This is a genomic window from Streptomyces sp. NPDC026062 (genome assembly GCF_055568375.1).
In genome coordinates, this window is the sequence record NZ_JBVHOQ010000025.1 from 68,841 (window position 1) to 81,071 (window position 12,231).

General features: G+C 69.0%; 11 protein-coding genes. 3 read left to right on the plus strand and 8 right to left on the minus strand.

Going from position 1 to position 12,231, the window contains the following annotated elements:
* Positions 1–183: 183 nt before the first annotated feature.
* The 3 genes from ACZ4LX_RS22805 to arc form a co-directional block, all read right to left on the minus strand.
* A complete protein-coding gene (locus tag ACZ4LX_RS22805; RefSeq protein WP_467647902.1) occupies positions 184–402 on the minus strand; it encodes a ubiquitin-like protein Pup in 219 nt (72 codons plus the stop codon).
* Positions 403–522: 120 nt separating this feature from the next.
* Positions 523–2,034, minus strand: a complete 1,512-nt coding sequence (gene dop / locus ACZ4LX_RS22810; RefSeq protein ID WP_467647898.1) for a depupylase/deamidase Dop — start codon at positions 2,032–2,034, stop codon at positions 523–525.
* A 239-nt stretch (positions 2,035–2,273) separates the two neighbouring features.
* Entirely contained in the window at positions 2,274–4,040 is a 1,767-nt protein-coding gene (arc, locus tag ACZ4LX_RS22815; RefSeq protein ID WP_467647895.1) for a proteasome ATPase, read from the minus strand.
* 246 nt (positions 4,041–4,286) lie between these two features.
* Between arc and ACZ4LX_RS22820 the strand changes: the two genes are divergently transcribed.
* Positions 4,287–4,592 (plus strand): ferredoxin, encoded by a 306-nt coding sequence (locus ACZ4LX_RS22820; protein WP_467647891.1) that lies wholly within the window; start codon positions 4,287–4,289, stop codon positions 4,590–4,592.
* An 85-nt stretch (positions 4,593–4,677) separates the two neighbouring features.
* Here the strand turns inward: ACZ4LX_RS22820 and ACZ4LX_RS22825 are convergent, their stop codons facing one another.
* From ACZ4LX_RS22825 to ACZ4LX_RS22835, 3 genes are all read right to left on the minus strand, one after another.
* Positions 4,678–5,265, minus strand: coding sequence for a hypothetical protein (locus tag ACZ4LX_RS22825; RefSeq protein WP_467647885.1), 588 nt, complete (start codon positions 5,263–5,265; stop codon positions 4,678–4,680).
* 265 nt (positions 5,266–5,530) lie between these two features.
* On the minus strand, positions 5,531–6,436 hold the full coding sequence (locus ACZ4LX_RS22830) for a tRNA (adenine-N1)-methyltransferase (protein WP_467647881.1): 906 nt from the start codon (positions 6,434–6,436) through the stop codon (positions 5,531–5,533).
* A 61-nt stretch (positions 6,437–6,497) separates the two neighbouring features.
* Positions 6,498–7,748 carry a site-2 protease family protein gene (locus ACZ4LX_RS22835; protein ID WP_467647878.1) on the minus strand — a complete coding sequence of 417 codons (1,251 nt, stop codon included), beginning with the start codon at positions 7,746–7,748 and terminating at the stop codon, positions 6,498–6,500.
* Between the two features lie 172 nt (positions 7,749–7,920).
* Here ACZ4LX_RS22835 and ACZ4LX_RS22840 point away from each other — a divergent pair, with 172 nt between their 5' ends.
* Both ACZ4LX_RS22840 and ACZ4LX_RS22845 read left to right on the plus strand, forming a co-directional pair.
* A complete protein-coding gene (locus ACZ4LX_RS22840) occupies positions 7,921–8,766 on the plus strand; it encodes a RecB family exonuclease (protein ID WP_467648116.1) in 846 nt (281 codons plus the stop codon).
* A gap of 9 nt (positions 8,767–8,775) precedes the next feature.
* The gene (locus ACZ4LX_RS22845; RefSeq protein WP_148016141.1) at positions 8,776–9,447 is read left to right on the plus strand and encodes a response regulator; all 672 of its coding nucleotides are present in this window, start codon (positions 8,776–8,778) and stop codon (positions 9,445–9,447) included.
* 31 nt (positions 9,448–9,478) lie between these two features.
* Here the strand turns inward: ACZ4LX_RS22845 and ACZ4LX_RS22850 are convergent, their stop codons facing one another.
* Both ACZ4LX_RS22850 and ACZ4LX_RS22855 read right to left on the minus strand, forming a co-directional pair.
* Positions 9,479–11,077, minus strand: coding sequence for an ABC transporter substrate-binding protein (locus tag ACZ4LX_RS22850; protein ID WP_467647873.1), 1,599 nt, complete (start codon positions 11,075–11,077; stop codon positions 9,479–9,481).
* A gap of 342 nt (positions 11,078–11,419) precedes the next feature.
* On the minus strand, positions 11,420–12,121 hold the full coding sequence (locus tag ACZ4LX_RS22855) for an HAD family hydrolase (protein ID WP_467647871.1): 702 nt from the start codon (positions 12,119–12,121) through the stop codon (positions 11,420–11,422).
* Positions 12,122–12,231: the final 110 nt, after the last annotated feature.

Genomic DNA, 12,231 nt, shown 5'->3' on the forward strand with positions numbered 1-12,231 from the left:
GGGACCAGGCCCGCCAACTCCTCCACCACATCGATACCCCCCCCCCCCGCACCCCCCCCGGCCCCCCCCCCCCCCCCCACGCACCCCCCCCCCCCCCCCCCCCCCGCGGCCGCCCCCCCCCCCCCCCCCCCCCCCCCCCCCCCCCCCCCCCCCCCCCCCACGACCGGTCGTGGCGCGGGGCCGTTACTCCCCGCCCTTTTGCACAAATGAGCGAACGAAGTCCTCGGCGTTGGCCTCCAGGACATCGTCGATCTCGTCGAGGACGTCGTCGACGTCGTCGCTCAGCTTCTCCTGTCGCTCCTTGAGGTCCTCGGAGCCCTGCGCGTCCTGCGCCTGCTCCTCGGCCTCTCCTGTGGAGCGCGTCGCCTTCTGCTGTCCGCCGCCGGTGTCCTTGGTCGCCATATAGCTCACCCCGCTCGGTTCGAAGCACTTGATCAGACCCTACCTACGGGGTCCGACATTGGCCCGGTACTTGTCTCAACGTCCGGAGGTCATCGGAATGATTCCCCGTCGTCGGCCCTTTCAGCCGCCCGACAGCACCTGGACCAGCTCTTCCGCGGTACGGCAGCGGTCCAGGAGGGCCTTGACGTGGTCACGGGTGCCCCGCAGCGGCTCCATGGTGGGAACCCGCTGAAGGGAGTCGTGGCCGGGCAGGTCGAAGATGACCGAGTCCCAGGAGGCCGCCGCGACGTCGTCCGCGTACTGCTCCAGACAGCGACCGCGGAAATACGCTCTGGTGTCCTCCGGAGGCGCCGTACGGGCCTTCTCGACCTCGTTCTCGTCCAGCAGGCGCTTCATCCTGCCTCGGGCCGCCAGACGGTTGTACAGGCCCTTCTCGGCCCGTACGTCGGCGTACTGCAGATCCACCAGATGCAGACGGGCCGCGTCCCAGTCCAGGTTGTCGCGACGGCGGTAGCCCTCCATGAGTTCCCGCTTGGCGATCCAGTCCAGCTCGCGGGAGAGACTCATCGGATCGCTCTCCAGCCGGTTGAGCGTGTCCTCCCAGCGGATCAGGATGTCCTTGGTCTGCTCGTCGGCATCCGCCCCGTACCGCTCCTCGACGTACTTGCGGCCCAGCTCGAAGTACTCCATCTGGAGCTGCACCGCGGTGAGTGTCCGGCCGCTGCGCAGAGTGATCAGCTGCTGGAGATCCGGATCGTGGGAGACCTGGTGCAGAGTGCGTACGGGCTGGTCGACGGCCAGGTCGACGTTGATGAACCCGTCCTCGATCATGGAGAGCACCAGCGAGGTGGTGCCCAGCTTGAGGTAGGTGGAGATCTCGGACAGATTGGCGTCCCCGATGATCACGTGCAGCCGGCGGTACTTCTCGGCGTCGGAGTGCGGCTCGTCGCGCGTGTTGATGATCGGGCGCTTGAGGGTGGTCTCCAGACCGACCTCGACCTCGAAGTAGTCGGCGCGCTGGCTGATCTGGAAGCCGTGCTCGTGGCCGTCCTGGCCGATACCGACCCGGCCCGCGCCGGTGACGACCTGGCGCGAGACGAAGAACGGCGTCAGATGGCGCACGATGTCGGAGAAGGGGGTCTCGCGCTTCATCAGGTAGTTCTCGTGCGTGCCGTACGAGGCGCCCTTGTTGTCGGTGTTGTTCTTGTAGAGATGGATCGGCTGGGCGCCCGGGAGCTGGGCCGCGCGCTCGGCGGCCTCGGCCATGATGCGTTCGCCGGCCTTGTCCCACAGGACCGCGTCCCTGGGGTTGGTGATCTCCGGCGAGCTGTACTCGGGGTGCGCGTGGTCGACATAGAGCCGTGCCCCGTTGGTGAGGATGACATTGGCCAGGCCGATGTCCTCGTCGGTGAGCTGGCTGGAATCGGCGGTCTCACGGGCGAGGTCGAAGCCTCGCGCGTCGCGCAGCGGATTCTCCTCCTCGAAGTCCCAGCGGGCGCGGCGCGCCCGGTGCATCGCCGCCGCGTACGCGTTGACGATCTGGGACGAGGTGAGCATGGCATTGGCGTTGGGGTGGCCTGGCACGGAAATCCCGTACTCGGTCTCGATGCCCATTACTCGCCGTACGGTCATGCGGCCCTCCTTGCCCGGCGGCGCTCCCTTCCGGGGCGGCGCTCAAGTACCGCTGCTTTTCCGGTGCGTGCGCGGTTCGCCCGTTCCCGCACTGCGCGACCGGGCGGTTATGCCAGAGCCTAGAGCGCCTCTGTGCCGGTGGGGAGATCAATCACGTCATTACCTGCGGTGTCGTGGCAGCTGTCCGGAAAGCAACCGGCTGCGGATGCCCGGCCGGGCATCCGCAGCCGATCCGCGTTCTAGAGGTACTGCCCGGTATTCGCCACCGTGTCGATGGAGCGACCGGTGTCCGCGCCCTGCTTTCCGGTGACGAGTGTGCGGATGAAGACGATCCGCTCCCCCTTCTTGCCGGAGATCCTGGCCCAGTCGTCCGGGTTGGTGGTGTTCGGCAGGTCCTCGTTCTCCTTGAACTCGTCCACACAGGCCTGGAGGAGATGGGAGACGCGCAGGCCCTTCTGGCCCTGCTCCAGGAATGCCTTGATGGCCATCTTCTTGGCCCGGTCGACGATGTTCTGGATCATCGCGCCGGAGTTGAAGTCCTTGAAGTAAAGGACTTCCTTGTCGCCGTTGGCGTACGTGACCTCGAGGAAGCGGTTCTCCTCGGACTCGGTGTACATCCGCTCGACGACCGACTGGATCATGGCGTGAGCCGCGGCCTCCTTGGAGCCGGTGTGCTCGGCGAGATCGTCCGCGTGCAGGGGCAGCGAAGGCGTGAGGTACTTCGCGAAGATGTCCTTCGCGGCCTCCGCGTCGGGACGCTCGATCTTGATCTTCACATCGAGGCGGCCGGGTCGCAGGATCGCGGGGTCGATCATGTCCTCGCGGTTGGAGGCGCCGATGACGATGACGTTCTCCAGGCCCTCGACACCGTCGATCTCGGCGAGCAGCTGGGGGACGATGGTGTTCTCCACGTCCGAGCTGACGCCCGATCCCCGGGTACGGAAGAGGGACTCCATCTCGTCGAAGAAGACGATGACGGGGGTGCCCTCACTCGCCTTCTCCCGGGCGCGCTGGAAGACCAGGCGGATGTGGCGCTCGGTCTCGCCCACGTACTTGTTGAGGAGCTCCGGGCCCTTGATGTTGAGGAAGTAGCTCTTGCCGGCCGGCTGGCCGGTGACTTCGGCGACCTTCTTGGCAAGGGAGTTGGCGACGGCCTTGGCAATGAGTGTCTTGCCGCAGCCGGGCGGACCGTAGAGCAGGATGCCCTTCGGCGGCCGCAGCTCGTGCTCCTTGAAGAGGTCCGGATGGAGGTAGGGGAGCTCGACCGCGTCCCGGATGAGCTCGATCTGGTCGCCCAGTCCGCCGATCTTGTCGTAGTCGATGTCGGGGACTTCTTCGAGGACGAGCTCCTCGACCTCGCTCTTGGGGACGACTTCGTAGACGTAGCCGGACCTGGGTTCGAGCAGCAGGGCGTCGCCGGGGCGGATGGTGATGTCCAGCAACGGCTCGGCGAGCCGCACCACCCGTTCCTCGTCGGTGTGCCCGACCACCAGGGCGCGTTCGCCGTCCTCAAGGATCTCCTTGAGGGTGACGATGTCCCCGGCCCGCTCGAATTCCATGGCGTCGACCACGTTGAGCGCTTCGTTGAGCATGACCTCCTGGCCACGCCTGAGGTCCTCCAGCTCGATGCTGGGACTGACGTTCACCCGGAGCTTGCGGCCCCCGGTGAAGATGTCGCAGGTGCCGTCCTCGTTGGCCTGCAGGAACACACCGAAGCCGGCCGGCGGCTGTGCGAGCCGGTCGACCTCTTCCTTGAGGGCCACGATCTGGTCTCGGGCCTCGCGGAGTGTGCCGGCGAGCCGCTCGTTCTGCGCGGACACGCCTGCGAGGTTGGTCTGCAACTCGACGATCCGCTCTTCGAGAATCCTCGTATGACGCGGAGAGTCGGCGAGCTTACGTCGCAGGACGGCGATTTCCTGCTCGAGATAGGCGACCTGGCCGGCTGGGTCATCGGACCCCCGCCCGGGCCGGATGCCGCGGTTGATGTCGTCGTCGTGGGCTGCCACGGTCCTCACCTCCTCCAAGGGGAGCTGGACGCTTCCTGACCCTACCTGGGTGGGTGATGATTGAAACCCCTAGATCACAAAGACTCTGAGGTGTGTCCGATCTTCACCCTTGCGCTCTCCCTCGTCCCAGGGGAATACCCACCCTTCAACATCGGAAAGCGGCCGGTTGTATCGTCGAACTGTTCAACACCCGCCAGGGCTGGCTTTTTTTGGTTCGGATACGCAGGAAACGGCAGGAGAAATACCGTGCAGCAGGACGCTCCCACCGGTGGCGAGACGCAGGACCTGGAGGTCTGGATCGACCAGGACCTCTGCACGGGGGACGGTATCTGCGTGCAGTACGCCCCGGAGGTCTTCGAGCTGGACATCGACGGTCTCGCGTATGTGAAGAGCGATCAGGACGAGCTGCTCCAGGACAAGGGCGCGACCACGCCCGTCCCGCTGCCGATCCTTCAGGACGTGGTCGACTCGGCCAAGGAGTGCCCGGGCGACTGCATTCATGTACGGCGCGTCTCGGACAGGGTCGAGGTCTTCGGACCCGAGGCCGCCTGACCGCGTTCCCGGAGCGGGACGGCGGGCACGCCGGGTGACGGTCGGACCTCGGCGCCTGCGCCTGCGCCTGCGCCTGCGGTGATGGTCAGATGCCCGCGCCGGCGGGTTTCTCGGACTGGCTGCTGCGCACGAAGGCGCCGTTCTGCCACTGCCAGGTGACCTTCTCCTGCTCGTCGGGGCAGCAGGAGGGCACGGCGGACGAGGAGTAGCCGAGCAGCGTGGCGGAGACGACGCCGTCACGCACATCGAAGTCGCCGACGCTCATCTTCTGAGCGGGGTCCACCAGGGTCGCGACGATCCGTGGTGCGGCCCCGCTTCCCTGTGTCAGGACGTAGACACCGCTGGGCGGGGTGCCCGATCCGGCCGCGCAGTGGACCACCGCGACGGTTTCCGGACGGCTGTCGCCGTCCAGGTCGCCCGGAGCCTCCTTGGCCACGGTGTTGCCCACCCCGCCGCATTCCAGCGGGAAGGCCGCACGGGCCGGGTCGGGGGCGGCCACGGGCGCCGTGCCGTGCTGTGCCACGGTGCGGTGCGGGGTGGAGGCCGAAGCGCTCGCGTCGGGCTGGAGCAGACCGGCTGCCGCGACGACGGCGGCCATGGCTGCCGCCGTGGCGAGCCAGTGCATCGGCGTGGTGTCGGTGTGCGCGAGGTCCGGGAGCGCGGAGGTCTGCACGCGGGTGGTCTCCTGTGGTCCTGTGGTGCGGAATGCCGGAAAAGGAGGCGCCGTCGGCGGGAGGTCGGCGGCGGGGTGGGGTGGCCAGCATCGTGCCACACCTCACACGGCAGTGGAACGGTGGGGTCGTTACGGATCCCGCTCTCCGTACGTCCCCCGCACAGGGGCAACGCAAAGGCGCCGCCGCCGAGTTCCCGGGTCGGTCCGGGAACTAGGCGGCGGCGCCGGCAGGCCGGGGCGCACGGGGAAGACCCCGCCCGTGGGTTCAGTCGCGGTCGGAGCCGCTCCGGCTGCCGGGGCCCGTGTAGTCCTCGCCGTAGGCGCCCTTGGAGGGGCGGCGGCGGCGCGCCGGGGCCTGGACTCCGTCGGCCAGCCGGCGGGCTGTCACGAGGAATCCCGTGTGGCCGATCATGCGGTGGTCCGGACGGACCGCGAGACCCTCGACGTGCCAGTTGCGGATCATCGACTCCCAGGGCTGCGGTTCGGCGAAGCAGCCGATCTCACGGATGGACTCGACCGTCCGCGAGAGCTGGGTGGTGGTGGCGACGTACGCGCAGAGGATGCCGCCGGGGACGAGCGCCTTGGAGACGACGTCCAGGCACTCCCAGGGCGCGAGCATGTCCAGGACGACGCGGTCCACGTCGGTTTCCGTGAGGTTGTCCTGGAGGTCGCCGACCGTGAGCTGCCAGGCGGGGTGCGGACTGCCGAAGTAGCGCTCGACGTTCTGCTGGGCGATCTCGGCGAAGTCCTCGCGGCGCTCGTAGGAGTGCAGCATGCCCTGCTCGCCGATGGCGCGGAGCAGGAAGGTGGACAGTGCGCCGGATCCCACGCCGGCTTCCACGACGCGGGCGCCGGGGAAGATGTCGCCGAAGGCCAGGATCTGACCCGCGTCCTTGGGGTAGACCACGGCGGCGCCGCGGGGCATGGACAGGACGTAGTCGGGGAGCAGGGGGCGCAGCGCCAGGTAGACGACGTTTCCCGTGGTACGGACAACGCTGCCCTCGGGAGCACCGATCAGCTCGTCGTGCGAGAAAGAACCCTTGTGGGTGTGGAAGTTCTTTCCGGCTTCGAGCGTGAAGGTGTAGTGGCGTCCCTTGGGATCGGTGAGCTGGACCTGGTCCCCGACCTTGAAGGGCCCACGTCGGCGGGCGGCACCGGTCGGTTCAGACATGCGACCAGCGTACCGGTGTTTCAGGGGGCTCCGACCGCCGCCCGGAGCGCGGCCGCCGCTCTCAGGCGGCGGGACGGGCCATGGCCGCGACGAACGCGCGCTCGACGTCGGCGGTGGACAGCACCCCGTAGATCTCACCGGTGTCCTCGACGACGAGGTACTCGGTGGCGGGGCTGGCCTTGAGCCGGTCCAGCAGGGCTTCGCCCGCGAGTCCGGCGGAGACCCTCATGCCGTCGGTGAGGTCCTGGGCGAGACCGCTGACAGCGACCCAGGGGCGGCGGTGTTCGGGGACCGCGACGATGGCGGTCTCCCGGACGAGCCCCGTGGGCTCGCCGGATCCGTCGACGACGACGAGGGCGCGGGCACCCGCCTCGTTGGCCCGGCGCAGGGCCTCGGAGAGCGGGGTGTCGGCCTCGACCGGGACCGCGCGCCGGGTGAGGGCGCGGGCCTGCAGGTCGGGGAGGTGTTCGCGGAGCCGGGCCATGCGCAGGCTGTTGCCCGCGCCGGTCCAGATGATGGCGGCGAGGATCGCGGCGAGCAGGGCGTCGGTGACGGTGTCCATGCCGCTGATATCGCGGTCGCCGCTCCCGAGGATCTCGGTGTGGGTGAGGAGGGGCAGGCCGACGAGGGTGATGACGGCGAGGGCACGGCCCACCCATGCGGCGGCGACGGTGCCGCTCATCGGACGGCCGGTGATCTTCCAGACGACGGCACGCAGCATCCGGCCGCCGTCGAGCGGGAGACCGGGCAGCAGGTTGAACGCGGCGACGATGAGGTTGGAGATCATCAGTCCGCCGAGCAGGACGCCGGGCACGGTGCCGGCTTCGACGAATTTCATCGGTACGTAGAAGACGCCCGCGAGGACGAGGGAGAGCAGCGGGCCGACGAAGGCGAGGACGAATTCGCGGCCGGGGGTCTCGGATTCCTTCTCGATCTCCGAGACGCCGCCGAAGAACTGGAGCTGGATGCGGCGGACCGGGAGCTTGTAGCGCAGGGCGACGACCGTGTGCGCGAGTTCATGGACGAGCACGGAGGCGTAGAACGCGATCGCGAAGAAGAGGGCGACCAGGTAGCGCGCCGCGCCGAGGTCGGGCAGCACCCGGTCGAGCTGGCCGCCGAAGACCCAGGTGATCAGGGCTGCCACGACGAACCAGCTGGGTGCCACATAGACCGGCACGCCGAAGGGGCGGCCCATGAGGATGCCGCCGCCCGGCTCGTCCCCACGTCCCGGCGTGCCCTTGCCGGGACCGTCGCCGGGGGCCTTGCCCCCTGCGCCGGGCCGCGGCCGCCCGCTGTCGCCGCTCTCGTCCACGGGGTCCCTTCGGTCGGTGCCGTTCCGGCACGGTCATGCAGTGTTCGAGGCTCTGTGGTCGATGGTATGCCGATCGGTGTCAGTAGCGGGTCGTAGGGTCTTCGTCATGACCTCCGTACCGCGGCCGCCTCAGCCGCCCTCGTCCCTTTCGCCGTCGCGGGCGAGTGATTTCATGCAGTGCCCCCTGCTGTACCGCTTCCGCGTCATCGACAGACTGCCGCAGAAGCCCAGCGAGGCGGCTACCCGGGGCACGCTGGTGCATGCCGTTCTGGAGCGGCTCTTCGACAATCCGGCGGCGGAGCGCACGCCGGACCGGGCCACGTCGCTGGTCCCCGGCCAGTGGGACCGGCTGCTGGAGTCGAAGCCGGAGCTGGCGGGGCTGTTCGCCGAGGATCCGGAGGGCGAGCGGCTCGCGCAGTGGCTGTCGGAGGCGGAGCGGCTGGTGGAGCGCTGGTTCTCGCTGGAGGATCCGACGCGTCTGGAGCCGGCCGAGCGGGAGATGTTCGTCGAGACCGAGCTGGAGTCGGGGCTGCGGCTGCGCGGGGTGATCGACCGGATCGATGTGGCGCCGACGGGCGAGGTCCGGATCGTGGACTACAAGACGGGGAAGGCGCCGCGCCCGGAGTACGCGGAGGGCGCGCTCTTCCAGATGAAGTTCTACGCGCTGGTGATCTGGCGGCTCAAGGGTGTGGTGCCACGCCGGCTCCAGCTGGTCTATCTCGGCAGCGGCGACGTAATGACGTACGACCCGGTGGTGGCGGACCTGGAGCGGGTGGAGCGCAAGCTGCTGGCGCTCTGGGACGCGATCTCGCTGGCCACGGAGACCGGTGAGTGGCGGCCTCGGCCGACGAAGCTGTGCGGCTGGTGCGACCACCAGGCGCTCTGTCCCGAATTCGGCGGGACTCCCCCGGTCTATCCGCTGCCGGTCCGGGCGACGGACCCGGCGCAGGATGGCCAGGGCAGAATGGACCCGGTCCGGGCCGAGGAGGGCCGGTCCGTGGCCCTTGAAGGACATTGAGGAGATCCTGTGGCAATCCGCGTCCTGCTGGTCGACGACCAACCGCTGCTGCGCACCGGCTTCCGGATGATTCTGGAGGCGGAGGGCGATCTCGCGGTGGTGGGCGAGGCCGGTGACGGTCTCCAGGCGCTCGACCAGGTGCGGGCGCTCCAGCCCGATGTGGTGCTGATGGACATCCGGATGCCGCGGATGGACGGTGTCGAGGCGACGCGTCAGATCACCGGTCCGGGCCGGGACGGCCCGGCGAAGGTGCTGGTGCTCACCACGTTCGATCTCGACGAGTACGTGGTGGAGGCGCTCCGCGCCGGCGCCAGTGGCTTCCTGCTGAAGGACGCCCCGGCCAATGAGCTGGTGCAGGCGATCCGCGTGGTCGCGGGCGGCGAGGCGATGCTCGCCCCGAGCATCACGCGCCGGCTGCTCGACAAGTACGCGGACCACCTGCCGTCCGGCGAGGAGCCGGTGCCGGACACACTGCACACGCTCACGGACCGCGAGGTGGAGGTCCTGAAGCTGGTGGCACGCGGCCTCTCGAACGCGGAGATCGCCGCCGACCTCTTCGTCAGCGAGACCACGGTCAAGACGCATGTGGGCCATGTGCTGACGAAGCTGGGCCTGCGCGACCGGGTACAGGCCGCTGTGTACGCGTACGAGAGCGGCCTGGTGCGCCCCGGCGCCCAGTGATCGTCTGCGGGGCGGTCGGCGCGCCGGCGGTTCAGGAGGCGTCGGCGCCGAGTTCCCAGAGGTGGAGGTCGGCGGACGAGGTGACCGCCCCTTCGACACCGGCGAGCCCCTCGCGGGCGGCGACGTACTGCTTGCCCTGCCAGAGCGGAAGGACGGGGACGTCCTCGGCGACGATGTCCTGAAGCTGCTGGAAGGTCTTGGCGGTGGCGCTGCGGTCGGGCTCGCGGCGGGACTCGGGGATGAGTGTCTTCTCGGCCGCGGCCGACCGGTAGGGCGAGTTGAGGACGTTGTCCTGGCCGAGGAACGGCGCCGTGTAGTTGTCCGGGTCCGGGAAGTCGGGGGACCAGCCCATGCCGTACACGGCGTAGTCGCCGCGCTTCTCGGCAGAACGGTACTCCGCCCAGGGGGTGCCCTTGACCGTGACGTCGAAGAGCCCGGTGCTGTTGAGCTGCCGCTTCAGCGTCTCGAACTCGTCGGCGGTGGTATCGCCGTAGTAGTCGCTCGTGTAGTGCAGCGTGAACTTCACCGGAGTGTCGATTGACGCGGCCTTCAGGATCGCCGCGGCCTTGGCCGCACTGGGCTCTCCGTACCTGTTGTAGAACGAGTTCGTGTGTCCGGCGATGCCGGGCGGGATCAGCGAGTACAGCGGCTCGGCCGTGGTGCGGTACACCTCGCTCGTGATCTCGCCCCGGTCGATGATCTGGGCCATGGCCCGGCGGACCGCCTTGTTCTTCACGGCAGGGGCCTCGGTGTCGAAGCCGAGGTACCGGATGGCGAGTCCGGGCATCTCGGTCAGCTTGATGCCGTCCTTGGGGTGCTCCGCCATCTGCTGGGCCTGCTTCGGCGACAGGGTGCGCGTCATGAGGTCGATCTTCTTCTCGTCGAGCGCCTTGCCCATGGCCGTGGCGTCGGGGAAGGAACGCAGTTCGACCTTCTCGTTGAGGACCTTGAGATCCCCCTTGTAGCGGGGGTTCCTGGTGAAGACGATTCTCTCGACGCGGCCGTCGCTCACTTCCGGCTTCATGGTGTACGGACCCGACCCGTCCACCTGGAAGCCGCTGCGCGGCGCGTCCGCCGGGTACTTGGCCCGCTGGACGATTCCGGCGGGCGGCGTCGCGAGTTTGTACGGGAAGGTCGCGTCCGGGGTCCGGAGGTGGAATACGACCTCGCGGTCGCCCTTGGTCTCGACGGTGTCGATGTTGTGGAACAGGGACACGGGACCGTTGGTGGACTTGATCCGGAGTACGCGGTCGAGGGAGTACTTGACGTCCTCGGCGGTGAGCGGGCTGCCGTCCGCGAAAGTCAGGCCGCCGCGCAGTTTGCAGCGGTAGCTCTCGTTGGCCGTGTCGGTGAAGAAGCAGCTCTCGGCCGCCTCGGGTTCCGGCCGGCCGCCGTCGCGCGGGATGTGCATCAGCGTCTGCACCGTCTGCCGCAGTACGTTCCAGGCACCGTCCTCATAGCCGGTGGCGGGGTCGAAGGGCGCGGGAGAACCCTTCGAGGCGACGAACCGGTCCGTGACCCCGACGACGGAACCGTCGGCCCCGCCCCCGACGTCCGAAGCGCCGCAGGCGGCGAGTACGGGGGCGAGCAGGCCGACGACGGCCGGAAGCACCGGAGTCCTGGGGTTCATCGTGGGCGTTCTCCCTCACGCGGTTGTGGAGAAAACGACATTAGTAGGACTCGCCCGCGCTGCCGGACCGGCCACCTTCCCCACGTCATCACCAGGTCAGGAAGACCAGCGGCGGAGCGGTTCCCGGCTCCCGGCATGATTCGTACAGGGATTCACCAATCGGGACACTTCGGTACGTGAAACAGGCCGTGCGGCAGAGCTTGCCGACCCACCGATGATCGAACGAGTGGCGGAGGTCACGCGGGGGAAACCTCCGCGAACTTGACATGCCCTCATCCATTCACACCCGGAGCCGGCCGGGGGAGAACGCCCGCATGCGAGAGCCCGCTCCCGCCAAGCGGGTCACCGCGTGCCGGTGATCAGCTCCCTGAGAAACGCGAGATCGACTTCTTCGAGCGAGCCGACGACCACCCGGCCGGCCGCCGGGGCGATCGGGGACACGGACGGTACGGCGACCACCCGGCACCCCGCGGCCTCGGCGGCGGCCACGCCGGTCGCGGTGTCCTCGATGACGGCGCAGAGCCGGGGATCGGCCCCGAAGCCGCTCGCCGCCGTGAGATAGGGCTCCGGGTGGGGCTTGGTACGGGTGACCTCGTCGCCCGCCACGGTGAGCGCGAAGTGGTGGCGGCCCACCGAGTCCAGGACGCGGTCGATGATGCGCCGGTGCGAGGCGGAGACGAGGGCGGTGGGGATCTCGTGTCGCGCCAGTTCGGCGAGGAGCCGCGCCGCGCCCGGCATCAGCGGCACACCGTCGGCGATGCGCTTCTCGAAGCGGTCGTTGAGCAGCACGGTCAGTTCCTCCAGGGTGACGTCCGCCCCGGTGACGTCCATGAGGTATCCGGCGCTGCGGGTCATCGGACCGCCGACGACCACGTCCTTCCACGCCTCGTCCAGCCGGTGCCCAAGATCGGCGAAGACCGACACCTCCGCGTCCCACCAGAACCCCTCGGTGTCGACCAGGGTGCCGTCCATGTCGAGGAAGACGGCCTGAAGGGCGGCGCCCTCGGCCGTACGGGTCAGGGACGCGGGGACCGTACTGGTCATCCGGCACACCTTTCATGAGGGACGAGAAGGCCGGCCGCCCTTCCCGGAGGGAGGCGACCGGCCTGCACTGGACCGACCAGTGTACGACTCGTGCCGCTGACGCGCGGCGA

Coding starts and splice junctions, on each gene's coding strand:
- ACZ4LX_RS22805 (WP_467647902.1), bottom strand. CDS start 402: ATGGCGACCAAGGACACCGGCGGCGGACAGCAGAAGGCGACGCGCTCC.
- dop (WP_467647898.1), bottom strand. CDS start 2,034: ATGACCGTACGGCGAGTAATGGGCATCGAGACCGAGTACGGGATTTCC.
- ACZ4LX_RS22830 (WP_467647881.1), bottom strand. CDS start 6,436: ATGTCTGAACCGACCGGTGCCGCCCGCCGACGTGGGCCCTTCAAGGTC.
- ACZ4LX_RS22840 (WP_467648116.1), top strand. CDS start 7,921: ATGCAGTGCCCCCTGCTGTACCGCTTCCGCGTCATCGACAGACTGCCG.
- ACZ4LX_RS22850 (WP_467647873.1), bottom strand. CDS start 11,077: ATGAACCCCAGGACTCCGGTGCTTCCGGCCGTCGTCGGCCTGCTCGCC.
- ACZ4LX_RS22855 (WP_467647871.1), bottom strand. CDS start 12,121: ATGACCAGTACGGTCCCCGCGTCCCTGACCCGTACGGCCGAGGGCGCC.